Origin of the sequence: Rhizobium sp. Rhizsp42 (genome assembly GCF_047304155.1) — a bacterium.
Classification (GTDB): Bacteria; Pseudomonadota; Alphaproteobacteria; order Rhizobiales; family Rhizobiaceae; genus Rhizobium.
The window spans coordinates 23461-48573 of sequence record NZ_JBGLYS010000031.1 but is presented as its reverse complement, the minus strand read 5'-3'; the positions used below and the strand labels follow the sequence as shown (position 1 = coordinate 48573).

At 62.9% G+C, this 25113-nt stretch carries 24 protein-coding genes, 1 pseudogene and 1 riboswitch; of the genes and pseudogenes, 16 read left to right on the top strand and 9 right to left on the bottom strand.

Features of this window, described 5'->3' with window-relative positions; all coding sequences use genetic code 11:
- Positions 1–43: 43 nt before the first annotated feature.
- On the top strand, positions 44–763 hold the full coding sequence (gene hutC, locus ACCD05_RS24390; protein WP_112950184.1) for a histidine utilization repressor: 720 nt from the start codon (positions 44–46) through the stop codon (positions 761–763).
- Positions 764–1535: 772 nt separating this feature from the next.
- On the opposite strand, the gene ACCD05_RS24385 is transcribed toward hutC, so the two are convergent.
- Positions 1536–2546 carry an iron ABC transporter substrate-binding protein gene (locus ACCD05_RS24385; protein WP_112950183.1) on the bottom strand — a complete coding sequence of 337 codons (1011 nt, stop codon included), beginning with the start codon at positions 2544–2546 and terminating at the stop codon, positions 1536–1538.
- Between the two features lie 296 nt (positions 2547–2842).
- On the opposite strand from ACCD05_RS24385, the gene ACCD05_RS24380 reads away from it, so the two are divergent.
- Complete coding sequence (locus ACCD05_RS24380) at positions 2843–3223, top strand: hypothetical protein (RefSeq protein ID WP_111560378.1); 381 nt, start codon at positions 2843–2845, stop codon at positions 3221–3223.
- A 61-nt stretch (positions 3224–3284) separates the two neighbouring features.
- Positions 3285–3752 carry a hypothetical protein gene (locus tag ACCD05_RS24375; protein WP_413395910.1) on the top strand — a complete coding sequence of 156 codons (468 nt, stop codon included), beginning with the start codon at positions 3285–3287 and terminating at the stop codon, positions 3750–3752.
- Between the two features lie 16 nt (positions 3753–3768).
- Here ACCD05_RS24375 and ACCD05_RS24370 read toward each other — a convergent pair whose 3' ends face one another.
- Together ACCD05_RS24370 and ACCD05_RS24365 are read right to left on the bottom strand one after the other, a co-directional pair.
- The gene (locus ACCD05_RS24370; protein ID WP_111560377.1) at positions 3769–4443 is read right to left on the bottom strand and encodes a response regulator transcription factor; all 675 of its coding nucleotides are present in this window, start codon (positions 4441–4443) and stop codon (positions 3769–3771) included.
- Entirely contained in the window at positions 4440–5771 is a 1332-nt protein-coding gene (locus tag ACCD05_RS24365) for a sensor histidine kinase (protein WP_162724654.1), read from the bottom strand. The genes ACCD05_RS24370 and ACCD05_RS24365 overlap by 4 nt, the downstream gene beginning before the upstream one ends.
- Before the next feature lie 234 nt (positions 5772–6005).
- Here ACCD05_RS24365 and ACCD05_RS24360 point away from each other — a divergent pair, with 234 nt between their 5' ends.
- From ACCD05_RS24360 to ACCD05_RS24345, 4 genes and pseudogenes are all read left to right on the top strand, one after another.
- Positions 6006–6356, top strand: coding sequence for a hypothetical protein (locus tag ACCD05_RS24360; RefSeq protein ID WP_413395908.1), 351 nt, complete (start codon positions 6006–6008; stop codon positions 6354–6356).
- Positions 6357–6475: 119 nt separating this feature from the next.
- Positions 6476–8230 (top strand): peptidoglycan D,D-transpeptidase FtsI family protein, encoded by a 1755-nt coding sequence (locus tag ACCD05_RS24355; RefSeq protein ID WP_111560373.1) that lies wholly within the window; start codon positions 6476–6478, stop codon positions 8228–8230.
- A 141-nt stretch (positions 8231–8371) separates the two neighbouring features.
- Positions 8372–10134, top strand: a pseudogene (locus ACCD05_RS24350) (tetratricopeptide repeat protein).
- Between the two features lie 169 nt (positions 10135–10303).
- Positions 10304–10399: riboswitch (yybP-ykoY riboswitch) on the top strand.
- Positions 10400–10488: 89 nt separating this feature from the next.
- Entirely contained in the window at positions 10489–11052 is a 564-nt protein-coding gene (locus tag ACCD05_RS24345; RefSeq protein WP_112950181.1) for a manganese efflux pump MntP family protein, read from the top strand.
- A 34-nt stretch (positions 11053–11086) separates the two neighbouring features.
- Here ACCD05_RS24345 and ACCD05_RS24340 read toward each other — a convergent pair whose 3' ends face one another.
- The 3 genes from ACCD05_RS24340 to ACCD05_RS24330 all read right to left on the bottom strand — a co-directional run bounded on the left by ACCD05_RS24340 (position 11087) and on the right by ACCD05_RS24330 (position 14725).
- Positions 11087–12052, bottom strand: a complete 966-nt coding sequence (locus ACCD05_RS24340; RefSeq protein WP_413395905.1) for a VOC family protein — start codon at positions 12050–12052, stop codon at positions 11087–11089.
- A 106-nt stretch (positions 12053–12158) separates the two neighbouring features.
- Positions 12159–13217 carry a Gfo/Idh/MocA family protein gene (locus tag ACCD05_RS24335; protein WP_413395903.1) on the bottom strand — a complete coding sequence of 353 codons (1059 nt, stop codon included), beginning with the start codon at positions 13215–13217 and terminating at the stop codon, positions 12159–12161.
- 17 nt (positions 13218–13234) lie between these two features.
- Positions 13235–14725, bottom strand: coding sequence for a GMC oxidoreductase (locus tag ACCD05_RS24330; RefSeq protein WP_162724652.1), 1491 nt, complete (start codon positions 14723–14725; stop codon positions 13235–13237).
- Positions 14726–14853: 128 nt separating this feature from the next.
- On the opposite strand from ACCD05_RS24330, the gene ACCD05_RS24325 reads away from it, so the two are divergent.
- The 3 genes from ACCD05_RS24325 (at position 14854) to ACCD05_RS24315 (ending at position 16433) form a co-directional block, all read left to right on the top strand.
- Positions 14854–15735, top strand: coding sequence for a sugar phosphate isomerase/epimerase family protein (locus ACCD05_RS24325; protein WP_112950177.1), 882 nt, complete (start codon positions 14854–14856; stop codon positions 15733–15735).
- 81 nt (positions 15736–15816) lie between these two features.
- Positions 15817–16071 (top strand): hypothetical protein, encoded by a 255-nt coding sequence (locus tag ACCD05_RS24320; protein ID WP_111560929.1) that lies wholly within the window; start codon positions 15817–15819, stop codon positions 16069–16071.
- Positions 16068–16433 (top strand): hypothetical protein, encoded by a 366-nt coding sequence (locus ACCD05_RS24315; protein ID WP_413395900.1) that lies wholly within the window; start codon positions 16068–16070, stop codon positions 16431–16433. Before ACCD05_RS24320 ends, ACCD05_RS24315 begins: the two co-directional genes overlap by 4 nt.
- A 64-nt stretch (positions 16434–16497) precedes the next feature.
- Here ACCD05_RS24315 and ACCD05_RS24310 read toward each other — a convergent pair whose 3' ends face one another.
- Together ACCD05_RS24310 and ACCD05_RS24305 are read right to left on the bottom strand one after the other, a co-directional pair.
- Positions 16498–17367, bottom strand: coding sequence for a sugar phosphate isomerase/epimerase family protein (locus ACCD05_RS24310; RefSeq protein WP_413395898.1), 870 nt, complete (start codon positions 17365–17367; stop codon positions 16498–16500).
- Positions 17368–17458: 91 nt separating this feature from the next.
- A complete protein-coding gene (locus ACCD05_RS24305; RefSeq protein WP_112950176.1) occupies positions 17459–18286 on the bottom strand; it encodes a LuxR family transcriptional regulator in 828 nt (275 codons plus the stop codon).
- 185 nt (positions 18287–18471) lie between these two features.
- Here ACCD05_RS24305 and ACCD05_RS24300 point away from each other — a divergent pair, with 185 nt between their 5' ends.
- The 6 genes from ACCD05_RS24300 to ACCD05_RS24275 all read left to right on the top strand — a co-directional run bounded on the left by ACCD05_RS24300 (position 18472) and on the right by ACCD05_RS24275 (position 24324).
- Positions 18472–19569 (top strand): ABC transporter ATP-binding protein, encoded by a 1098-nt coding sequence (locus ACCD05_RS24300; protein ID WP_111560365.1) that lies wholly within the window; start codon positions 18472–18474, stop codon positions 19567–19569.
- A 22-nt stretch (positions 19570–19591) separates the two neighbouring features.
- Positions 19592–20755 (top strand): spermidine/putrescine ABC transporter substrate-binding protein, encoded by a 1164-nt coding sequence (locus tag ACCD05_RS24295; protein WP_112950175.1) that lies wholly within the window; start codon positions 19592–19594, stop codon positions 20753–20755.
- 86 nt (positions 20756–20841) lie between these two features.
- Positions 20842–21708, top strand: a complete 867-nt coding sequence (locus tag ACCD05_RS24290) for an ABC transporter permease (protein WP_111560363.1) — start codon at positions 20842–20844, stop codon at positions 21706–21708.
- Positions 21708–22535 carry an ABC transporter permease gene (locus tag ACCD05_RS24285; protein ID WP_111560362.1) on the top strand — a complete coding sequence of 276 codons (828 nt, stop codon included), beginning with the start codon at positions 21708–21710 and terminating at the stop codon, positions 22533–22535. Before ACCD05_RS24290 ends, ACCD05_RS24285 begins: the two co-directional genes overlap by 1 nt.
- The gene (locus tag ACCD05_RS24280) at positions 22532–23293 is read left to right on the top strand and encodes an SDR family oxidoreductase (protein WP_111560361.1); all 762 of its coding nucleotides are present in this window, start codon (positions 22532–22534) and stop codon (positions 23291–23293) included. The genes ACCD05_RS24285 and ACCD05_RS24280 overlap by 4 nt, the downstream gene beginning before the upstream one ends.
- Before the next feature lie 137 nt (positions 23294–23430).
- Positions 23431–24324, top strand: a complete 894-nt coding sequence (locus ACCD05_RS24275) for a DMT family transporter (RefSeq protein ID WP_111560928.1) — start codon at positions 23431–23433, stop codon at positions 24322–24324.
- Between the two features lie 4 nt (positions 24325–24328).
- On the opposite strand, the gene ACCD05_RS24270 is transcribed toward ACCD05_RS24275, so the two are convergent.
- A complete protein-coding gene (locus tag ACCD05_RS24270; protein WP_111560360.1) occupies positions 24329–25111 on the bottom strand; it encodes a sulfite exporter TauE/SafE family protein in 783 nt (260 codons plus the stop codon).
- Between the last annotated feature and the right edge of the window lie 2 nt (positions 25112–25113).

The window sequence follows — 25113 nt, the reverse complement described above, 5'->3', positions numbered from 1 at the left end:
TCAGGCATTGCCGATAGACCGAGAAGAAAAGCGGAGCGTGACGATGGATCAGGGCAGGGATATCACCTTGCATCAGCGGATCGTGAACGACATCGAAGGCCGCATCGTCTCGGGCGAGTGGCCACCGGGTCATCGCATTCCGTTCGAGCTCGAGCTCACCAAGGAATATGATTGCTCGCGGATGACGGTCAACAAGGCGCTGACCCAGCTTGCCAAGGCGGGCCTGATCGAGCGCCGCAAGAAGTCCGGCAGCTTCGTCACTCAACCGCAGGCGCAATCGGCGGTTCTCGAAATTCATGACATCGCCGCCGAGGTGAAATCGCTGAACCTCGCCTATTCGTTTTCGGTTGCCAGACGCGCCAGGCGCAAGGCGGATGCCGACGATAACCGGCGTCTCGAATTGCAGCCGGGTTCCTCGGTCGTCGAGGTGGTCTGCATCCATTTGGCCGGCGGTCGTCCCTTCTGTCTCGAGGAGCGGCTGATCAGCCTCGCCACGGTGCCCGAGGCCGAGGAGGCCGATTTCTCGACGGTTCCGCCGGGCAGTTGGCTGATTAATCAGATTCCCTGGTCGAGCGCCGAACACCGTATCCACGCGGTCGCAGCCGGAAGTGAGGCTGCGGTATTGCTCAATATTGCGCGCAACACGGCCTGCCTCGTGGTCGAGCGCCGAACCTGGAGCAATGTCGGGCCGGTCACGCATGTGCGGTTTACCTATCCCGGTGACAAGCATGCGTTGGTGGCGCGGTTTACGCCGGCGTCTTGAGCGCTGGGCGTTCGGTCTGACGGGCGACTGAGAGGTTGTGCCGTGCGGCCCCCTCATCCGGCTGCCGTCACCTTCTCCCCGCGGGGGAGAAGAGACTCTGGGCCGGCCGCTCGCTCCTCCCTCTTCCCTTCGCCCAGCGGGGAGAAGGTGGCCCGAAGGTTTCAGGTGCAACAAAGTTGCACCTGGGATGAGGGGGCCGCACGGCAAAACCCCTCGATAACCACATCTTATCCACCACACACCAAATCCTCACGCCGACCGAAAGCTCGTGTTTTCACCATGCAAACTTCACTGGGACGGGGCGCTGGAAATCACCTCGATTGAGTAAGTAGAATGTGGCGCTTCCCAGCACCCCATTCAGCGGTTTATGAACGCAACTTCGGTCTCTCTGCCTTCTCGCCCAACTTCGCCGGGGGAGAAGCTTGCGCTTCCCCTGGAGACCATGTGTGCCACACAGGCACGTCCGGGCTCAACTCAGGCCCGTCTTGCGACGGAACCCACCGTCACTGGAGGGAGACCATTTTCCGCGGACCCGGGTCATGAGGTTTCGCGTCTTACCCTCACGCTCCGCGCCGATCCCGCCTCGCCGGCACGCCTGCCGGGGTATCCGATGACGGGACGGCGTTATTCTAGGCCGAGGTTTTTCGAATGGGGAAAATTGAAGCAGCAGATTCGTGTAAGCTGTTGATTGACGAACATACGTTGCCCGCAGAAATGAAAAAGCCGCGCGCCTTTCGACGCGCGGCTCTAAAGCCTTGGGAGGCTCAAAACCTTAGAGCAGGCCGGCTGCGGTCATCAGTTCGACGACCTTCTTGTTGTCGAGCTTGGAAGCTTCGACCTTGGGTGCCTTCAGGTCGGCGATCGGAACCAGCTTGGCGTTGGAATCGCCGGCAACCGCGTATTCGAAGGACGTGCCGTTCTTCAGAACGTCCTGGCCAGCCTTGGAAGTGATCCACTTCAGCAGCGCCTGGGCTTCCTTCGGATGCTTGCTGGACTTCAGCACGCCACCGCCGGAAACGCTGAGGAAGGCGCCCGGATCTTCGTTCTTGAAGTAGTGGAGGCTGACGTTCTTGCTGTTTTCGCCGGTCTTGGCCTGATCGCCGAACCAGTAGTAGTGGTAGATCACGGCGCCTTCGACTTCGCCGGCATTGACGGCCTTCATGGCAACGCTGTTACCCTTATATGGCGTTGCGTTTTCCTTCATGGCCTTCAGCCAGGAAGCGGTCGCTTCCTCGCCCTTCAGCTGCAGCAGCGCGCCAACGATCGCCTGGAAGTCGGCGCCACCGGGCGAAGCGCCCCAACGACCCTTCCAGGCCGGATCGGCGAGATCGAGCATCGACTTCGGCAGCTTGTCTTCGGTAAGCTTGGTCTTGTCGTACGCGAAAACGGTCGAGCGGGCGGCGATGCCCGTCCAGGTGCCGTCGGCCGGGTGGAACTGGGCCGGAACCTGAGCCAGCGTTTCCTTGTCGACCGGTGCGAAGAGGCCGGCGGAAGCGACAAGCGCCATGGCCGGGGAGTTTTCGGTCAGGAACACGTCGGCCGGCGAGGCGTCGCCTTCCTGGACGATCTGGTTGGCGAACTGCATATCGCTGCCCTTGCGGACGGTGACCTTGATGCCGGTTTCCTTGGTAAAGCCTTCGGCCCACTCGGTGCCGAGACCCTCGTGCTGGGCGTTGTACACGACGACGCCTTCGGCATCCTGCGCGAACGCGCCGTTTACGAAGGCTGTCGCGGCAAGAAGTGCTGCGGCGGAAGCCAGCTTCAGGCTCATGGATTTCTTCATGTCAAACTCCCGATTGGAGCGAAACCAAGCGCACATGGGCTCAAGTTTTCGGTCGCTATGAATTGGTCTTTTCACGCGTCTGAATGTCTCGGCCAGCGTTGCCGGCTAAAACTATTCCAACGCACTCCACTTATCGTGAGCCTTGGTACGTGACCATGGGGACTAAAGTCCCTAGTGGCGGCGTAGAGGGCCGGGGCCGCTAGGAATGGGCGCGCAATCGTCGAGAATTGCAGCATCCGGCCGGTCGCAATCAACCGATGGCAACCGTTTCGGTCGGAAAACCAAGGAGCACACGCATGAAGAATATCATCGTTCACACTTGCGTTACCACCGGATCGCTGCTGCTTGCGCTTGGCACGGCCGGGGCCGGGCCACTATCTCCAAATGCCGGCATGACAGCGACCAAGCCGCCGCTGCCAACACTCGTGCGCCAGGGCGCCGACGATCTCGTCAAGCACAAGCGCCACGGCCGCGGGCTCGATGACGCTCCTGGCCATGTCCGCCACAGTTCGTCCGCGTCGTCGGCATCTTCCTCGTCGCGTGGGCGCGGCTCCGATGATTCCGCAAGCCACGAGCATCATGGGGGCGACGACCACGGTGGAGACCACCATGGCGGTGGCGGTAGCGACGACCACGACGGTGGCCGTGGCGGCGACGATCATGGCGGGCGCCGCTAGTCGCGATGTCAATCATGTCCTGGCCCACTGAGGGCCGGGACCGTTCTCAAGGAGATCGATCGTGAGCACGTGGCCGAAAATCGCCTGTACCGTCATTCTCTGCGCGATGTCAGTCGTGGCGGGTCCGGTCTGCGCATGGGCGGACAAGGGAAGCGGCGGCGGCGGGTCGAGCGGAAGCGGGAGCTCGGGCGGAAGTGGTAGTGGCAGCTCGGGGGGTAGCGGATCGGGATCGGGGTCCGGCTCGGGCTCGGGCTCGTCTGGCTCCGACCATTCCGGATCCTCCGGTTCCGGCACATCAGGTTCGTCCGGGTCGCACTCGCAGGACGACGATGACGGCAGCCGCTCGGGAAGTGGCCGGCATGGCGGCAGGGATGATCGCACCGGCTCGATACCTCAACGCGAGGACCGGGCGTATGATGGTGGCTGGCGCGAGCGCATCCGGAACGGCCGCTACGAGCTGTTCGATCCCGAGGGGCGCCTGGTGATCCGTCGCGACGCCAAGAAAGCCGATATCGACCGTTTCCGCTAATCGAAATCCTGACTGATCAGGACCGCGATCGCGCGTCGCGCAGGAACATCGCGGCTTCCGTGCGATTGCGCGCCTTCAGCTTCTGCAGGATGCGCGTCATGTTGTGCTTGATCGTCTTTTCCTGAAGGTTGAGCTGGCGGGCAACTTCCTTGTTGCTGTTGCCATCTGCGACCAGGCCGAGGATCTGCTCCTCGCGTGGCGTCAGCGAGGCCAGGGCATCTTCTTGCGGGGTGCGTTCTGCGGCCGGCTGCGGTTGGGTGGCCTCGCCCTTCATCTCCGTCAGGATACGCGCGGCGAGGCTTGGCGACACATAGCTCTCGCCGGCCACCACATTGCGCACCGCCGATACCAGCGTGGATGCGTTCACGCCTTTCAGAATGTAGCCTTTCGCCCCTTCCTTCAGCGCGTCGAACAGATCGCTGTCTTCTTCCGAGGCCGTGAGCACGATGACGGTCGCGGCGGCATCCGCCTTCATGATCATGCTCAGCGCGTGGTGACCGCCGCCGGGCATGGAGAGATCGAGCAGCAGCGCATCCGGACGGTGCTGGCTGAAAAGCGCGATGGCGTCGGCGGCGCTGGCGCCTTCGCCAACCACCTCGAAACCCGGCTCATCGGAGAGACTGCGGGCGAGGCCGTTGCGGAAGATCGGGTGGTCGTCGACGATCGCGACCCTGAGCATGTCTGACGTCATTCCGCCGTCCTCCTCGGTAGTGTCATGCATATACGGGTGCCGGTCTTCGCGTCGGACGCAATGTCGAGACGTCCACCAAGCCCGGCGAGCCGTTCCTCCAGGCCGGCAAGGCCAAGGCCGTCTTCGTCGCCCGAGCGGACGAAGCCGGTTCCGTTATCTTCGACCGCGATCCTGATATGCTGGTCGTCCTCAGCCGCCGTGACGGAAATTTTCGACGCGCCGGCATGCCTGGTGGCGTTGCTCAGGGCTTCCTGGATAAAGCGGTAGGCGCAGATCTTGGCGGCCTGCGCGGGTATATCGAGCGGCCCCACATTCGAGATGATCCTGGTACGCGAACGCGTCTCGTGCGCCTGGATGGCGCGGCGAACGACATCGTCGCCCGAGAGCGTTTCGAGTTCGGGCAGCGTCAGGCCGCGGCAGATGTCGCGGATCTCCTGGATGGCTTCGGTGATCGAGCTGCTGACGAGCGATTCGTCGTCGCCCTTTGCCTTGCCCTTGGCAATCGCCTCCAGCCTCAGCGCGGCAAAGCCGAGCAGCTGCGCCGGGCCGTCATGCAGCTCGGCTGAGATGCGGCGCAGATAGCGCTCGTTGAGCGTCGCCGTGCGCTGGTTTGCCCTGTCGGCGCGCTTTCGCAGCGCCCGGTTGAGGTCGAGCATCCGCGACAGCTCGATCACCTGCGCGTCGAGCGAGCGGCGCTGGACGTCGATCAGATGGCTGCCTCTCGCGACGATGATGAAAAGCAGTGCGAGCATGCCGGCCGTCACCGTGCCGACGACCAGCCAGCTCTGCAGCCTGGCCACCGCGAGCTCCGCGCGCAGGTCGCTGGCGATCTCGTAGAACTCCGCGACACCGATGATGTCGCCCGACCAGGGTTCGCGGATCGGGCTGTAGATCTCCAGAAGCGGCTGGCCGCTTTTCTGCTCGATCTGGTTCTCCTCGCCCTTGAGGTCGTCGAATTCGGCATGAACCGAACCGGAAAGCGCCGTGGCAAGCCCCTCGGTCATCGAGAAGTGTTTGCCGACGAGGCTGGGCTCGCTGCTGAAAAGCACCGTCCCATCGGGTCGCCAGATCTTGAACGAATAGAGCCTGTCGCGCAGCACGCCCTGCTGCAATGTTTCGGTCAGCGCCAGCTTGGCGCCTTCGCCAAGCGAGGTGGCCGAGGCGAGCTCCTGTGTGAGCGGGGCGATGATGCTATCGACATAGAGCGCGGTGGCGTTGGCGGCATTGCGCACCGCTGCGCCCTCGATGCGGCTTGTCACCCACAATTCGATGAGCGCCATGCCGAGCACGAGCACCAGGCCACCGGCGATGCCGAATTGCCACGCCAAAGTAAGCCTTTGGCGCGATATCTTGCGGGGTTGGGTGACCGAAACGACATTCATTACGCTAGCATATCGATGTTTCCGCCTGAGCAGAAGAAGGACCAATGGCCGTTTTGCACGGACGAAAGCCGGTGAAGGGGAGGCGCGGACAGCGGAGTATGCGTCGTCTGAAATATTGAGAATTAGGTAAGGTTCTGGCGCTAGGCTGGTTAGCGTTAACGAAGCCTTACTCGGTGGAAGATGATTCGGCGCATCCTCATTGTTGTGATGATCATGCTGACCACGATCGGCAGTGCGCAGCTTTGCCTGCCGAGCGCTTCCTTCGCGGCCCCCTGTCAGACCGAGTTTGTCACCGAAGGCGATGCGCTCTCCGGTGACGACAGCCGCGACGTCAGCCATATCCATGACGCCGAGCACTGGACGCGACGGCCGCCTGTCGATGCCTGGCCCAGTGCTTGGGAACTCGCCGACATAAGCTACCATCCCAATCTCCCGATCCATCTCGAAGGCCGGACGCTCGATCCCATGTATCGGCCGCCGATCGGCGGCGGCGCTCTTTCCCGTCCCGATTCACTAGCCAGAGCAGCCTGACGATCTCCTGATGATATCAGGGCTGCTCGAGAGAGAGCCCCGATGTTGTTACTCGTCAACGCACCCAAGAGCCTGCCTGCCTCGCCGCGATATCTCCGGATACCGGGAGCGCGCGCACGATGACCCTCGTATCGAAAATCATCCTCGCGAAACGCCGCGGCCATCTCAATGTCTCGGCGCTCAACAAGGGACGCCGAAAGAAGGTCGATCTCTACAGGCAGGGCAAGACGCGTGTGCTTCTGGTCGCGCTGGCGCTCGTCATGGGCTTTACGGCCAGTGCCGCTCGGCTCGTCGAATACGGGGCTCGCGATCCCGAGGCGACATCCGGCATCCTGCCATCGGACAAGCTTCTGGCCTCGCGGCCCGACATTCTCGACCGGCACGGGCAATTGCTGGCAACTGACGTTCGTACCGTCTCGATGTTCGCCGAGCCCAACAAGATCGTCGATGTCGATGATGCCGTGGAAAAGCTCGCCACGATCTTCCCCGATCTCGATCGGAGGGGGACCTACGCCAAGCTCTCCGTGAAATCGTCACGCTTCGCATGGCTGCGCCGGCAGATCACGCCACGCCAGCAGAGCCAGATCCTCGAGTTGGGCATCCCGGGTGTCGGCTTCCGGCCGGAGAAGAAGCGGTTCTATCCGGGCGGGAACACGGCGGCGCACGTGCTTGGCTATGTCGATATCGACAATCGTGGTGTGGCCGGAATGGAGCGATATCTCGACCAGCAGGGGCTGCTCGACCTTCGCGCCGCCGGGCTGACGAGCGACATGCCGCTGGAACCGGTGAAGCTCTCAATCGATCTGCGCGTGCAGAACATCGTGCGCCAGGTCGCCGCCGAAGCCATGGTCAAATACCGTGCGGAAGCCGCCGGCGCCGTCATTCTCGACGTGGAGACGGGCGAGGTTCTGGCGATGGCATCGGTGCCCGACTTCGATCCCAACCAGCCATCGCGAACGCTTGCCAACGGCAAGGTCGACAAGGAATACGAGAAGGGCTGGTTCAACCGCATCAGCAACGCGACATTCGAGATGGGCTCGACCTTCAAGAGCTTCACGCTGGCGATGGGTCTCGACGAGGGCAAGATCAACCTGAACTCGATGGTCGACGCCACCCGGCCGATCCGCATGGGCGGCTTCATCATCAAGGACTTCAAGGGCAAGAACCGCGTTCTCTCGATCCCCGAGGTCTTCCAGTATTCCTCGAATATCGGCACCGCCGCCGTCGCCGACATGGTCGGCATCGACCGGCACCGGGAGTTCCTGACCAAGCTGGGGCTGCTCTCCAAGATGGAGACGGAGATGCCAGGCGTTGCGACGCCGACGCAGCCGCGAACCTGGAAGAAGATCAACTCGGTGACGATCTCCTTCGGCCACGGTGTCGCGACGACGCCGCTTCAGACGGCGGTCGCGGCCGCCTCGCTGATCAACGGCGGCAAGCTTTTGCCTCCGACCTTCCTGCCGCGCAGTTCCCAGCAGGCGGGGGATATCGCCAAGCTCGTTCTGAGCGACAAGACCAGCCAGGACATGCGCTACCTCTACACCTGGAACGGCATCAAGGGCTCCGGCCGCAGCGCCCAGGTCGAAGGCTTCAACATCGGCGGCAAGACCGGCACGGCCGACAAGGTCGTCGATGGCCGATACGCGAGCGACAAGAACTTCAACGCCTTCGTCGCCGCATTTCCGATGGACCGGCCCAAATACATCGTGCTGACCATCATCGACGCGCCGGAGACGGGTGAGCATGGTGGCCGAACGGCGGCGTCGACGGCCGCGCCGATGATCAAATCCATCATCGGCCGCGCCGGGCCACTGCTCGGCGTCGCGCCACGCTTCGGTAGCCCGGATGCGGAGTATCTGCTGGCGGATTACTGAGCGGAACAAGGCGCCTAAGGGAGGCGCCGCCGGCCACCAAGGCGCCGCGATGGATTTCGGGCGCGAGCGGATGTAGGATCGCGGCAGGGAATGCGCGCATATCCATGCAACAATCTTGTCCTTGCATGAGCGGCCGCCGCGATGGATCGAAAGCTTGCAGCCATCCTGTGCACCGATGTTGTCGGCTTCAGCAGGCTTGCCGCGCTTGACGAGGAGCGCACCCTCCAGTCGCTCCATGTTTGCCAGGGGCATATCGCGGACTTGGTGGACGAGCACGGCGGACGCGTCTTCGGCAGCGCCGGCGATGGGCTGGTCGCGGAGTTCCCCAGCGCGGTTCAAGCCACAAGGTGCGCGGTTGAGATCCAGCGCCAGCTTCTGCGCCATTTCGAAGGCTTGCCTGCCGACCGGCGCCTGGAATTCCGCATCGGGGTCAACCTCGGCGATGTGGTTGTCGCGGGCGACGATCTGCTCGGTGACGGCGTCAATATCGCTGCCCGCCTTCAGGAGATAGCCGGCCCGTCGGGAATCTCGATTTCCGGCTCCGTTCGCGAGCATCTCGACGGCAAGGTTCCGTTTGCGCTTGCCAGCCTCGGCGAGCGTGTCTTGAAGAATATCCCGAGGCCAATTTCCGTCTTTCGCGTGAACTGGTCGCAAGAGGCCAGCGACGATCAGGTCGTAACTTCGGTCTGGTCCGCCAACCGGCTCGACAAGGATCAGCCGTCGCTTGTGGTCATGCCCTTCGACAATCTCAGCGGCCCGAGCGACGGATATTTCGTGGACGGGGTGGTGGAGGAGATCACGGCGGCACTATCGCGCGTTCGGGACTTCTTCGTCATCGCGCGCCAATCCGCCTTCACCTATAAGGGCAAGTTCATCGATGTCCGTGACGTCGGCAGGGAGCTCGGGGTCGCCTACGTTGTCGAGGGCACGGTTCGCCGAGGCGGGGACCGGTTGCGCATTTCTGTCCAGTTGGTCGACGCAGAAAGGCGGACCCAGCTCTGGTCGGAGCGCTACGAAGGCATGACCAAGGACCTCTTCGAGTTCCAGGACCGGATTGCGGCGCAAGTCGCGGGCGCGATCCATCCGGCCATCCGCAGCGCTGAAATCGAGCTGGCGAAGCGTAAGCCGCCCAGCAGCCTGCGTGCCTACGACCTCGTCATGCGCGCCTGTCCCTACCTCTGGGGCCACAACAAGGATGGCATCGCGCGCGCCATTCCGCTTCTTCAAGACGCGATCGCGGTCGACCCCGCCTACGGTCGTGCCCACGCGTTTCTGGCATGGTGTCACGCCCAGAACCTCGGCTATATCTGGACCCATGACCCGGAACGGGAACTCGCGCTCTCGCTTGCCGCGATCGATGCCGCGTCGCGCGCGATCGACGATGACCCGACGGCCCTGACCGCGGTCGGCGGAGCAATCAGCCATTGTGGTGATCAGCCGCGCGCGGCGGTCTATCTGGAGCGGGCGCTGTCGCTCGATCCGAATAATTCCTGGGCGTGGGCGAGATTGGCTGGGTCGCGAGCTACAGGGGAGAACCCGACCACGCCAGGGAGCGCTTCGAGCGCGCGATGACGCTCAGCCCGGCCGATCCGCTTGCCTTCAACATGCGGATGGGCTTCGCACTGGCGCTGGCACTTGCCGGCTCCCTTTCCGAGGCGGTGTCGATCGCCCGGGAGGTCGTCACCCGACATCCCGATGTGACCTGGCCCTACCGGATGATGACGGCCTGGGCGTCGATGCAGGGGGATGAGGAGACGGCGCGCTGGGCGGCTACGAAGTTGCTTGCAGCAGAGCCGGATTTCACGATCCAGCGCTATCTGACCCGACCGGTTTTTCGCGCCGTGCCGACATGGGCGGATGAGATGGCCGATGGATTGCGCAGGGCTGGCCTGCCAGAGCAGTGAGCCGACCGTGTCGCGGCTGCCGCCACGATGCAGATGAACGCCCCATTCTGCGAATGCTTCGCAGCTGCATTAAAAACTGGAAGATGCACTTGCAAGTCATTGTTAAGTAGAGATTTTTCCTGTTTCCTTTTCCACTTTGATTGTTGACAGAAAGATGCGGGTCGCCTACCCAGCGCTCATCGGGGAGTAGCCACCGCCTGAGGGCGGGAGCGTGTCAACATACTCGTGCGAGAGCACGTGGCGCGTTCGGCCGACGAGATCGGCTCGGCAAGACCGTGGCGGACATCGGCTCGCCAGAACCGGGCCAAAACAGCTTGAATTGGCTCAGCTACGAATCTCCGAAGGGTTTAATTTATGTCATTGCTATCGATCATCGTGCTGGCCTTCAGCATGTCCATGGACGCGTTCGCCGTCTCCGTCGGCCGGGGAGCCGCGCTTGGTCGCCCGCGTTTCAGCGAGACGCTACGCACCGGCGTCGTCTTCGGCATCGTCGAGGCGATCACGCCGCTGATCGGCTGGGCGGCGGGTGTTGCAGCGGCCCGTTTCGTGACGGCAGTCGACCACTGGATCGCGTTCGGCCTGCTTGCCGCGGTCGGCATCAACATGCTCCGGGCCGCGATGAGCAGCGAGCAGGAGGAAGAGAAAAAGCCCGGCATGTCCTTTGCCATGCTGATCGCAACCGCGATCGGCACCAGCCTCGATGCCATGGCCGTCGGCGTTTCGCTGGCCTTCCTGGAGGTCAACATTCTTGTCATCGCGGTGGCGATCGGCGCCGCCACTTTCCTGATGGCATCGGGCGGGATGCTGGTCGGCCGCCTGATCGGCGAGCGCTTCGGTCGTTATGCAGAGGGTGTCGCCGGCGTCGCGCTGATCATTCTCGGCTCGACCATTCTCTACGAGCACCTGATGGCCGGCTGAGGCGATCAGGCACACGCGCGGCAGTGAGGGGGCGTCAGGCCTTGATCAGCCGAACCTCGGTTCCCCAGGGATCCATCGCGATATAGCCGCCCGGTACGTGGCCGCCGATGCCGGCCGTGTTGAAGCGCTTGATCTGCTGCTCGTAAAGCAGCGGTTCGGAGATCGTCAGCGAGAACCAGCTGAGGCCGGTCTTTGAGCTGTCGCGGCCGCCGGCGCCGGCGCTGCGCCATGTGTTGACCGCCACGTGATGGTGATAGCCGCCAGACGACAGGAAGGCTGCGTTGTCGCGCTCGGCGCTGGTGGCGGCAAGGCAGAGCAGATCGCGGTAGAAGCCGTTCGCCTCGTCGATGTCGCCGACGCGCAGATGGATATGGCCGATGCGCAACCCCTCGGGTGCGACGTCATAGGTGTCCTTCGACATGTCGGTCAGTGCGGCGATCGCGTCGATATCGAGCTCCCTGGTGCCCATGGTGACGATGCCGTCCTTCCACTGCCACTGGTCTCGCGGCCGGTCGGAATAGACCTCGATGCCATTGCCTTCAGGGTCGGTCAGGTAGATCGCCTCGCTGACGCTGTGATCGGCGAAGCCATCCAGCGGGATTTTGGCGACGGCGGCATGCACCAGCCAGCGCGCGAGATCGACGCGCGTCGGCATCAGATAGGCGATGTGGAAGAGGCCTGCCGAGGTCGGATCCTCGTAGCCGGCGTCGGGTATGCTGGTCAGGTAGAGCAGCGGTTCATTCTCCACGCCGAGCATGACCTCGTCGGCGCTTTCGGCAAGCACCTGGAGGCGCAGCGTGTCTTGGTAATAGCGGCTCATGCCAGCGAGATCGCGGACGCGGAGCGCCGCGCTCTTGATATGCGCGGCGGTGGTCACGCCATAAGGCAATGCGGCGGCCGCCGGCATCGTGCCTGCTTCGGCCTTTACGGCATGATTGAATGCGGCTGCGAGCGAGCTCACGCCCGCGAGTTGCAGCATTTGGCGGCGGCTGATGACCATTGAGACGATCCGGTGGCTGGCATGTTTATTCCCCACCACCGCATCGGGCCTTCGGGCCGGTTCATCAAGTCAAAACTATGTGAGCCGGTCGTCGGTTTTAGCAGCGTCAGAGCTTGACGGCCTGGCCGGTGCGCACACTTTCGTCCGCCGCGAGGCAGATCTTCAGCGAGGTGACGGCGTCGTCCATATGGCGGGCGAGGTCGAGATCTTCCGTTATGGCGCGATAGACGAAATCCTGCTCGCGGTGGCACAGCATCTGGTGGTCGGGCTCGTCGTGCATGTCGAGCCAGTCGTCGGATCGGGTGAACGCCCCCGCCGCATCGGTACCCGCGTGGTGCACGCGCAGGCGCGACGTCTTGGTGTGGGCGTCCAGGCTGGCGGAGCTTGCGCCTTCGTCCATGACGATCGAGACCGAGCCGTTGGGCGAGATCACGTCTTTCACGAAGAAGGCCGTCTCCGACATCATCGGACCCCAGCCGGCCTCGTACCAACCGACGCTGCCATCCTCGAACAGCACCTGGAAGTGGCCGTAATTATACATGCCCTTGGGCAGGCCCTGCGCCAGCCCAACGCCCATGCCGCGAACTTCGACCGGCCTGGAATCGGTGATCTGGCACATGACGTCGACATAATGCACACCGCAATCGACGATCGGCGAGGTCGTCTGCATGATGGAGCGGTGAATGTCCCATGCGGCGCCGCTCGATTGCTGATTGAGGTTCATGCGGAACACGTAGGGACCGCCGAGGCTGCGCGATTCGGCGATCATGCGCATCCACGAGGGATGGTGACGGAGGATGTAGCCGATAACGAGCTTGCGGCCATTGGCCTTGGCTGCTGCGACGACCCGCTCCGCGTCGGCAACATTGGCGGCCAGCGGCTTTTCGACGAATACGTGCGCGCCGCTTTCAAGGGCCGCGACCGCCATGTCGGCATGGGTGTTGGTATGCGTGGCGACGGAGACGACATCGGGCGAAAACTCCGCCAACGCGGCGGCATAGTCGTTACGCACCGGATAGCCGGAGAGCTCTTCCGGCAGCGTCGGTGTCGAGCGGTTGACGAGACCGACGATCTCGAAGCCGGGATGCGCGTGGTAAGCGAGCGCGTGGCTCTTGCCCATCTGGCCGAGGCCGACCACAAGGACTTTAAGCTTTGGATTTGTCATGACATTCGCCTCGTTTTTCAGGCCGCCGTCCGGCGCGCTTCGGCAATCGCGCGGGCGCCGATGCTGGCAAGGGCGACGGAGAACAGCGTGGGATTGGTCGCGGTTGCGGTGGGAATGACGCCGTTGCCGGCGACATAGAGATTATCGAAGCCCCAGACCTTCGACGTCTTGTCGCAGACGCTGGTGCCATCGTCGGCCTCACCCATGCGAATGGTGCCCTGGAAGTGGAGCGACGAGCCCACCGGCTGCACGAAGGTGGCGAAGCCAGGAGCGGGCCGGCCGATGATGTTGGAAATCTTCACCGCGAGGCTCTTCGCGTCTTCGAGGCGCGCCTTGTCGCCTTCCGACTGGCGCCACTGGATCGAGATGGCGGGCAGGCCGAGCCAATCCGTGCGGGTGTCGTCAAACGTCACGCGATTGTCGGGGCTGATATCGGAGGAGACGAAGACGCCCATTCCGATCGGCTGTCCCAGAATATCGCCCGAACGCGGCATGCTGTGCAGGCTGGCAGGCGCGATTGTCACCGAGTAGGGGAGCTCCTTGGTGGCCGGAATCCAGTTCATGGCCTTCATCGGCACATCGGTGTCCATCTCGGAAATCTGCGAGACGATGTAGTGGTCGTTGAGGTTGCGGCCGAGCGCTTCCGGGCGGATGCCGGATGCATAGAGAAGCTGCGGCGAATGCAGCGCATCGCAGGCGACGACGACGGTGCCAGCGGTGACCACGAAGGTGTCGCCGGAGCTGGTGCCGGCGAGCTCGACGCCGGTGACGGTCTTGCCGTCATGGATGACGCGGCGGCAGGCCGTCTCCTTCAGGATGGAGAAGCGCTCGGCCGGCTCATCGACGAGATCGCCAAGTACGACGTCGGTGCCGTGATAATGCAGGCCGTCGGGGCCGGGCGTGGCCGCGAGCGGCATCGGCTGGACGAAGCGGTCGGGCGTGCGGCCCGCATTGAAGACGGCGCCGAGACGGTCTCGCAGTGCAATGGCGGCAGGATCGCCGGCGTTCGGATCGGTGTTGGTGCCGAGAAGCTTGGCGGAGGTAGCAAGTGCTGCCTGCATCTCGCCGGCCGGGATGAAGGGCACGAGCTCGATTTCCGACGGCACCGGCGTGCCGGTCGACCATTTGGTGCCCATGCCGCCGACATTGGCGGCCGAGAAGCCGGCGAACAGGTTTTCGTCCTGCGGGTCGCCGTCATTGGCGATGAACAGGCCCGAGCGGCGCAGCAGCGAGCCGTCGAAACCACCGGCGCGGCGGGCTTCCCACTCTTCCTTGTTGATCGGCATGCGCGGACTGCGGTCGCCGCCCTGGGCGAGAACCTCGAGCGCGCCGCGCTCGTCGAGATCGGCGACGTTGTCGAGATGTGCGCCCGTCTTCGGCAGGATCTGCGGCCCGGCCTCCACCATCACGATGCGCGCTTCGGGCCACTCGTTGCGAATGACCCGGGCATAGGCCGAGCCAGTCGGACCGGTTCCCACAATGACGACGTCTGCGGACTTTATTGCCATTCCCGCATGCTCCATGCACTTCATCTCTTTGATAACAAACAAGGATGTATCGTGGTGATTGTCAATCGCGATATTGACAGTCTCAACCGCGTTTCCGATGGTGGCGTCACAGATCGCGAGGAGTCGCCATGAAGTTCGGTTTGAGTTCCTACAGTTTCCGCCCGCTGATGTTGGATGGTTCGATGCAGATCGAGGACCTGTTCACCTGGCTCAGGGACAATGGTGGCGAGCACATCGAGCTTGCGACGCTGTCGATCGCGCCAGGTGGCGACGACCTGAACTACGAGCTGATCAAGGATGAGGCCAGCATCGAGCGCCTGCGCAAGGCATCGGCCGAGACCGGTATTCCGCTGTCGGGCCTCTGCATCGCCGGAAACTTCATCGGCGACGACCGACGGGCGCAGATCGACCGGGTGAAGCGCTATGTCGAGCTGTGCGACCGCCTCGACGTCCGCTTCCTGCGCCACGATGTCGTGCCGTGGTCGCTGCGGGCGACGAATGCCGCGCAGTTCGAGGCGGCCTTTCCAATGATTGTCGACGCCTGCCGCGAGGTGGCCGACCATGCGGAGCGCCTTGGCGTGACCGCCAGCGTCGAGGACCACGGTTTCTTCATGAACTCCAGCGAGCGCGTCAAGCGCCTGCTGAACGCCGTCGACAGCCCGAACTTCAAGATTACGCTCGATGTCGGCAACTTCCTCTGCGTCGACGAAAACCCGGTGACCGGCACGCGCGCGTCGATCGCCCATGCGAGCTTCGTGCACATCAAGGATTTCTACGTGCGCGCCGAGAGCCCGGGCCCGGGCTGGCTGGAGACGCTCAACGGGCAGTTTATCCGTGGTTCCGTCTTTGGCTTCGGCGACCTGCCGGTGAAATCGATGCTGAAGAGCGTTGTGGATTCCGGCTATGACGGCTTCGTCTCGCTCGAATATGAAGGCAACGAACCGACGCTCTATGGCTGCCAGACCGGTCTTGCCAACGCCCGCAGGTTGTTTGCCGAACTCAAGGGCTAAGGCTGCGGGCGGTGATCGGCAAGCTCCTTGACGAAATGTGTAAAATGCGTATTTTGCAAATTGATGGGGAGAGCAAAGATCATGGCTCAAGCTTTGAAAGTGTCTGCGACCGAGTTCGCTCGTAAATTCACGACCTTCAGGGAGCGCGTGCAGTCTGAGGGAGTCATCGAGATCACCGCTCATGACCGCACGATCGGAGGCTTCCTGTCCGCCGCGGAACTCAGCCACTATCACGACATGATAAGGCGTGAGCGCGAGGTGATACGGGTCAGCGACATGGATGACGAAACCATGGCGTTGATCATGAACTCCGAGTACGGAAAAGTTTCCGAGTGAGTTCCCCGACGCCGGTTGCGGGCCTTGTCATCCGATACAATTACCTGTGGGACAAGGAAAAGAGCGAGGGTTTCGCTGTGGGCAGCAAGGATCGGCCTTGTGCCGTTGTCGTGTATCACTCCCGGACCAGTGATACGATCGTCGTGCCGATCACGCATTCACCACCCGAACGCGGCGAGGAAGACCTGTCGATCGAGGTTCCGGCGGAACTTCGTGGCCAACTCGGCCTCGATGACGACGCCAACTGGATTCGCGTTAGCGAGGTCAACAGGTTCGAGTGGCCCGGCATCCATCTCAGGGCGCTGCCGTCCGATCCTAGCCGCTATCGTTATGGATGGTCCCGCCTGAACTCTTCGATCTGATTAAGGCCAAACTTCATTCGACGACGAAGAGGGGGCGGGTGGCTTTGGCCAAGCGCTAGCAAAATCAGGCCGGTGCCATCAACGCGGATATGCGATCGACGCGCTCCTTGATCGCCGCCAGCCGGTGGCGGTCGCCGCCGGGAACCTCGACGGAGGCCCATCCGCAATAGCCGACCTCGGCGAGCGCGCGGTTGACCGCCGCCCAGTCGCAGTCGCCATCACCGATCTCGACCTCGAAGCCCTTCCACGGACCCTCGCTGTTCATCTTGTCGAGGCTGTATTCCTTGACGTCGATCTTCAGGATGCGGTGGCCCAGCGCCTCGATCCAGTCGGTGGGCCGGCCATAGCGCAGCACATTGCCGACATCGAAATACCAGCCGACCTTCGGATGGTTGCAGGCGTCGACGAAGCCGGCGGCTTCCAGCGGGCTGAGCAGAAAGTCGTTCCACACGTTCTCGAGCGCGATCGACACACCCGTCTTTTCGGCGTGAGGGATGATCTTGGCGATCTCCTCCAGCGCGCGGCTATAGGCCGTCTTGTAGCTCGTGGGGCTGTTGCGAACGACGCCGGGAACCAAAAGCACGGTATCGGCGCCGTAAAGCTTGGCATCATCAAGCGCCGTTATCATCGAATCGACGCAGGCCTGACGGACAGCGGGATCGGCATCGGTGAGCGGGGTCTTCCAGTGCATCGAGTTCACGAGGCCGGGAATGGCGACGCCGGTCTTGTCGCGTGCATCCAGCACCTCGCGGGACGGCAGGTCGTTGGGGGAGTCGAGCTCGACGCCATCGAAGCCGAGGTCCCGCAGCAGCTGGAATTTTTCGAGGACGGAAAGACCGTCCTCCTCGATCATCGACCATTTCAGGCTGATCTTCGCCAGCGGGCGAGGGGACCGCGATGCTTTATGGGAAGGCGAGGCGGCGGGATTGGTCATGCTCATGTCTTTGCTTGGAAAATGGATGCGCGGGGCGCACTATGTCATTGAAGTCGCAAGCCATCAACGCCTGTTATGGCAAGCACGCTTTCTACTGGCTGAGCCCACCGAACGCCTTGAGATAGATCGCCAGCAGTTGCGTTTGCGAGGAGATTCCAAGTTTGCGGTAGACGTTGCGGCGGTGCACTTTCACGGTGCCGGTTGAGATGTTCAGCTTGAGCCCAACCGATTCCGAAGAGTGCCCTTGCAGCACCAGGTCGACGATGGCGGTCTCGCGGTTGGTGAGGTTCAGATCCTGCCACACGGCGTCTGCGGGCTGGATGTCGGCCTTGTCTTCGCCACGCTTGCGAGTGGGCCGCCTCGTCGCTTGCGCCTGGCCGTCGAAGCGCTCGGCGAGCCCCGCGAAATAATGCTGCGCCAGCCGGGTGACGAGCGGCTCGGCCTTCTTCAGCAGGGCGATCTCCGCCGGCGGAAAAACGCCGGTCGCTTCCCGGCGCATCAGTGACAGCACGACGGTAATGTCGTCGTCCTGTTCGACGAAGAAGCCGATCTCTTCGGCCAGACCCGTCTGCACATAGTAGGTCCGGTAATATTCGCTGGAGAAGAAGCGGTCCGGCACGAGCTCGCGCATCCGGAAAACGCCGCTGCGGCGGGCGCGGGCGGTGTGGTAGAAAGGATCGAGCAGATAGGGACCGGCCTGGTAGAGCGTGACGAAGATGATGTGTTCCTTCGGATCGAAGGTGCTGTAGAGATCGATCGGCCGTTCCTTGCCGCGGTAGGCGAAGACGACGACGTAGTCGAAGCGCACAAGGGATGCCATCATCTGGCGAAAGGTCTCGCCGAATTCGGCATCGCTCATGACGGGCTTGCCGACGGTGGCCTTGAAGGCCTGCAACAGCGCCTCCAGATCCATGCTCATGCCGAAAACCTCCCGATTGGGCCGCCGATATCCGTATACCCTGTATATACCTTCCACGAAGCCGCAAGGCCTTAAATACCACTCTTGGGGTATATACCGTCAGGGAAGGGCGGGCTTAGTCTTTTCCCAACGCCGGTGGCAAAAGGCAGCGTAGACTGCCGCCAAACCAACCGCAGGGAACAGACGTGGCATCCGCTTCGACGAACGATATCGAATTCCGTTCGGTCACCAAGAATTATGGCTCCGTGACCGCCGTAACGGACATCAACCTCAATGTGCCCAAGGGCGCATTCCTGGCGCTGCTCGGGCCATCGGGCTGCGGCAAGACGACGTGCCTGCGCATGATCGGCGGCTTCGAGCAGCCGAGCGACGGTACGGTGCTGATCGACGGGCGCGAGATGAACGGCGTGCCTGCCTATCGGCGGCCGGTGAACATGGTGTTCCAGCACTACGCCCTGTTTCCGCACTTCAACGTCGAGCAAAACGTCGCCTACGGGCTGCGGCAGATGCGGCCGAGGATCGCTGCCGCCGAGATCAACCGTCGTGTCGGCGAGGCGCTTGAAATGGTCCGCCTTGGCGGCTTCGCCAAGCGCCGTATTCACGAAATGTCCGGTGGCCAGCAGCAGCGCGTGGCGCTGGCGCGTGCCATCGTCAACCGCCCCTCGGTGCTGCTGCTCGACGAACCACTGGCCGCACTCGACAAGAAGCTGCGGTCGGCCATGCAGATCGAGTTGCAGACGTTGCAGCGGGAGCTCGGGATTACCTTCGTCCTGGTCACGCACGATCAGGAAGAGGCCTTGTCGATGGCCGATATCGTCTGCGTCATGAGCGCTGGTCGCATCCGTCAGCTCGGCTCGCCGCGAGAGGTCTACGACCGGCCGGCGGATCTCTTCGTTGCCGATTTCGTCGGCAAGACCAACCGCGTCGATGCAACGGTCGAGACGGACGGCCGGACCCTCAGGCTGGGCGACGGTTCGGCGCTGCCTGTTTCGGCGGGGCAGGGCGCCTTGTCCGGCCAGGCCATCGTCGCGATCCGCCCGGAAGCGATCAGGCTTACCCGCGTTCAGGCGGGCGGCGGCGCCAGCTTCAAGGGCACGGTCACGCACCGCATCTTCCTGGGATCCTCGGCGGAATATGCCGTGGCGGTGCCTGGGCTTGGCGACTTCCTGGTCACGGCCGATCGGCGTGACAGCCAAAGCGATCTCGTCGAACCCGGCGAAATGGTCTTCCTCGGCTTCGATCCGGCCGGGGCGCATGTTTTTCCAGCTTCCAATGCAGCATAAAACACAAACAGGGAACAGCATCATGAGCAAGGACTACAAGGATAATCTCCCCATTTCCGCCGAAGGCTTCATGAACGAGTTCATGCGCCTGAAGCGCGGCTCCATCAGTCGCCGCCATTTCCTTGGCATCACCGGCCTCGGTCTCGCCACCGCCGTCATGTCGCGCTTCCCCGGCGCGCTGTCGACACCGGCCTATGCCGCCGGCGAACTCGGCACGCAGATGTCGATCGCCACCTGGCCGAATTACCACGACCCCGCCACCTTCGAAAACTTCAAGGCCGCCACCGGCGTTGCCGTCGAGGTCAACGTCTTCGGCTCCAACGAAGAGATGCTGGCCAAGCTCCAGGCCGGCGCTTCGGGCTGGTCGCTCTTCGTGCCGACCAACTATACGATCTCGACCCACCACAAGCTCGGCCTGATCGATGAGCTCGATCTCTCGAAGATCCCGAACTTCAGCCAGACAGCCGAGAACCCGCGCTTCACCAAGGAAGGCCAGATCGACGGCAAGACCTACGCCGTGCCGAAGAACTGGGGCACGACCGGCTTCTCGGTCAATACCTCGAAGATCAAGACCAAGCTCACCAGCTGGAAGGATTTCTTCGAGATCGCCCAGACCGAGGCCGATGGCCGCGCCATGGTGCACGATTACCAGCTGACGACGATCGGCAGCGCGCTTGTGTCGCTCGGCTACGACTTCAACTCGATCAAGGCCGACGAGCTCGCCAAGGTCGAAGAGCTGCTCATCAAGGTCAAGCCGCATCTCTTCGCCATCAACAGCGACTACCAACCCGGCATGCGCGCCGGTGACGCCTGGATGACCATGTGCTGGACCAATGACGGCGCCCAGCTCAACCGTGACATGCCGGAGCTTGCCTTCGTTCTCGGCAAGGACGGCGGCGAAATCTGGACGGATTACTACGCGATCCCGAAGGATGCGCCGAACAAGGCCGCCGGCTACGCGCTGCTCAATTACCTCATGGACCCCGCCAACGCCGCCAAGGAGCACATCGCCAATGGCGCGCCGGCCACCGACAGTCGCGTCATCGCGCTGCTGCCGCAGGAGATCACCTCCAACAAGATCGTCTATCCGGATGAAGCTTCGCTGACGCCGCTGGAATTCGGCGCCGCCGTGACGCTGACAGACCCGAGCCGTGCCGAACTGATGGCACGCTTCAAGTCGGCCTGATCCATCGCCAAGGCACGTCGCCCTTAAAGGAGGCGTGCCTTGCATCGATCACACTGCCCTTTTCACGAACGCTTCTCTGGACCAAGATGAACCTGACACCGGACACCAAGAAACGCCTGGTCACCGCCGCGCTGGTCGCGCCGGCGAGCGCATGGCTGTTTATCTTCCTGGTGCTGCCCTTCATCGCCATCGTCGTTTTCTCCTTTGGCGAGCGGGCGCCGGAAGGAGGCTATCAGGCGGCTTTCACCTTCGCGCAATTCGCCAATCTCGGCTCGCGCGCCGCCGCATTCAAGAATACGCTGGTGCTAGCACCGATCGGCGCCTTCGCCTGCCTGCTCGTCGCCTATCCCGTGGCCTATTATCTGGCCGTGAAGTCGAGCCCGCGGCATCGCCTGCTTCTGGTGTCGCTGGTCGTCGTGCCGTTCTGGACCAGCCTGCTCGTGCGCACCTATGCCTGGATGTATATTTTGGGCGCGCGCGGCATTCCGCATCTGCTCGAAATTGTCGGCATCGAGAATGTCAGACTTTTGAACACGCCTGGCGCGGTGCTGCTCGGCATCGTCTACGGCTATCTGCCGCTGATGATCATGCCGATCTATGTCAGCCTCGAAAAGCTCGATCGCCGTCTGCTGGAAGCCTCGGCCGACCTTGGCGCCAAGCCGCTATCGACTTTTTTTGGCATAACACTGCCGCTCTCGCTTCCCGGCGTCATGACCGGAGTGGCCCTGGTGACGATCCTCTTGCTTGGCGAATACCTGATCCCGCAGCTGCTTGGCGGCGGCAAGGTCTTCTTCATCGGCAACGCGCTCGTCGATCTCTTCCTGCAGTCGCGCAACTGGCCCTTCGGCTCCGCGATCGCGGTTACGCTGGTGGTGGTCGTTGTCATCGTGCTGCTCGTCGCCATGCGCATCGCATGGCACGTTGCCGGCACCCGACAGGTGGATCTCGTCTGATGCGCAGTCTCGTCACCGCCGTCTATCTGTTTCTCTATACGCCGATCGCGCTGGTCGTGCTGTTTTCGTTCAATGCCGGGCGCAACGCATCGGACTTCACTGGCTTCTCGACGCAGTGGTACGGGAAGGCGCTCTCCAATACCTTCCTGATGCAAGCGCTCGAAAATAGCCTGATCATCGCCTTCACCAGCGCGACCCTGGCCGCCATCTTCGGGACGATGGCGGCGATCGGCATGGAGCGACTCGGACCAAAAGCTCGCGCGGTGTTTGATGGTCTTTTCGCCGCGGCAATCGTCGTTCCAGGCGTTGTCATCGGCATTGCGACGCTGGTGGCGCTGGTCGAGGTCTTCGGTATCCTCAATCCCCTGCTCGCCGCCGTCTGGCCGGGTGAGCAGCCACCCAGGCTCCAGCTTGGCTTCGGCTCGATCATCGCTGCTCACGGGCTGTTCACGATGGCGCTCGTGACGATGATCGTGAAAGCCAGGATCGCCAGCCTTGGCCGCGATATCGTCGAGGCATCGAGCGACCTTTACGCCACGCCGCTAACTACATTTCGCGAGATCGTCCTGCCACAGATCCTGCCGTCGATCCTCGCCGGGTTCCTGCTCGCCTTCACCTTCTCGTTCGACGACTTCATCATCGCCTTCTTCGTTGCGGGCTCCAACACCACGCTGCCGATCTATGTCTTCGCGTCGATCCGCCGTGGCGTGACGCCAGAGATCAATGCGATCGCAACCATGGTGCTGGTCGCGTCGCTCGCGATGATCCTGATCGCACGGTTCCTGATGCGTGAAAGACAACAAAAGACATTAGGGGAAACATCATGATTCTCGCCAACCGCGTTGCAATCGTCACCGGCGCCGGTTCCGGCATCGGCAGGGCAGGGGCTTCGATCATGGCGCGGGAAGGCGCCCATGTCGTCGTCGCCGATGTCGACTTCATGAATGCCGACGAAACCGTCCAGGAGATCGTTGCAGCCGGCGGCAGCGCCGAATCCCTGGAGTTGGATGTCACGGACGACAGGGCTCTGGAAGAGGGCATATCTGCGATTGCCAGCAGGCATGGCCGCATCGACATCCTGCATAATCATGCCGGCGCGCAGGTGGCGGGTGATCTCGAGCAGGTCGCGATAGAGGGGTTCGACAAGTCCTGGGCCTTGAACGTGCGCGCTCATTTCATCGCCGCCCGGCTCGTGATGCCGCTTATGACGCGGGCGGGCAAGGGCGTCATCCTCAACACCTCGTCGTCCTCGGGCGTTCTCTACGATCGCGAAATGATCGCCTACACCACGACCAAACACGCGGTCATCGCCATGACCAGGCAGATGGCCGGCGACTATGCGAAGTTCGGTGTGCGCGTAAACGCGCTTTGCCCCGGTTGGGTCGACACGCCGTTCAACGAGCCGTTCATCGCGCAGATGGGCGGGAGAGATGCGATCGAGAGCTACATCGCCGAGAAGGTGCCGCTTGGACGATGGGCCGATGTTTCCGAGATCGCCGAGCCCATCCTGTTTCTCGTCTCAGACCGTTCATCTTACATGACCGGGCAGATTCTGGTCGTCGACGGCGGCGAAACCGTCGTTTGACGCGGGTGTCGAAATAAACTTCGAGATAGATCGGATTCAAACGATTCCGTGGCTTGAGCAATCGGGCGGGCTGGACTAGTGCCTTCGCTGGAGTGACAGCGGAGGGCACGACAATTTCCAACAGCACCAGCCCCAAGCTGCAGGGTTACCTATTCACCTTGGCGGCGGTCTTCATCTTCGCGGTTCAGGACAGCTTCTCGAAATATCTCGGCGAGCGATATTCGCCGATCCTGATCACCATGATCCGCTTTTGGGCGTTCGCGGCTTTCGTGATGCTGCTGGCGATGCGCAAGCCGGGCGGCGTGCGTGGCGCCTTCGTGACGAAGCATCCGCTGATGCAGGGGATGCGCGGCGTGCTGCTGGTCGCCGAGATCGCGCTCTTCGTGTTCGGCCTTGCGCATACAGGGCTTGCGATCACCCAGGCCATCTTCCAGTCGACGCCGCTGATCGTGACCATTCTGTCGATCCCGTTTCTGGGCGAGCATGTCGGCTGGCGGCGGTGGCTTGCCGTCGTCGCGGGGCTGTTCGGCGTGCTCTTGATCATCAACCCGACCGGTGGCGCCTTCAGCCTCTATCTTCTGCTGCCGCTCGCCTGCGCCACCATGTTCGCGGCCTACAGCGTCGCCACGAGGGCGGTCAGCCGCAATGATTCGACCTTCACCAGCCTGGCCTATACCGCCGTGGGCGGCGCGGTCGCGATCTCGCTGCTTGGCCCCTTCTACTGGACGCCGATCGCCGTCTCGGAGTGGCCGATGGTCGCCGCACTTTGCGTCTGTGGCACGGTCAGCCACTACTGCCTGATTCGCGCCTATGATTCATTGCAGGCCTCCGAGGTGCAGCCGTTCGCCTATCTTCAGCTCGTCGTGGGCGCGGTGATCGCGGTGATGTTCTTTGGGGAGACGCTGAGCTGGAACATGCTGCTCGGCTCCGCGATCGTCGTCGGCGCCGGCCTCTTCACCATGTGGCGGGAGCATCGCGCGCAGTCCAAGAACAATCCGGCGTCAGGCTCGGGGATCGCCGAGCGACCCTGAGCGGCTAAAGCGCGATATAGCTGCGCCACAGCACATAAAGGCTGACGGCGAAGATGACGGCGCGGAAGATCGTCGCGAGCGTGTTGCGCCGGTCGGCGAGCCGCGTGGCCGCGATCGTTCCGATGACACCGCCGCCGATGCCACCCGCGATAAAATAGCCAGCGGTCAGCCAGTCGACCAAGCCTGATGTGGCGTAGTTGGCGGCGGTGGTCAGGCCGAAGGTGCCAACGGCCATGAGCGAGGTGCCGACGGCGTTGATGAGGGGCATGCCCGTGGCGAGCAGCAGCGCCGGCACGATCAGGAAGCCGCCACCGATGCCGAAGAAGCCTGAAAACATGCCCGTCAGCAGCGCGATCGCGGTCGTCTTGCCGTGTACCGCCATGGTCAGCGAGTGGGCGGTGACGTCAGAAGCGATGCGGGTCTTTCGCATGGTGAAGCTGACGAACATCATCAGCAGGCCGAACATGAAGAGCAGTTTCTGGCCGTCTACGAGCTTTCCGAGGCTCGAACCCAGATAGGCGCCGAGCGCGCCGGCGGCTGCGAAGATTACCGCGCAACGCCACCAGACGTGGCCCTTGGCGGCGTGGCCGGCGAGGTTGAGATAGGCATTGGCGGAGACGGCGAGCGCGCCGGTTCCGATCGCCGTGTGCACGTCACGCATGCCCACCGCATACATCAGAAGCGGCGTTGCGAGGATCGAGCCGCCGCCGCCGATCAGGCCCAGCGTGCAGCCGACCAGCGAGCCGGAGCCGAGCGCGAAGAGGACATGCTGGAGCGATCCATCCACGG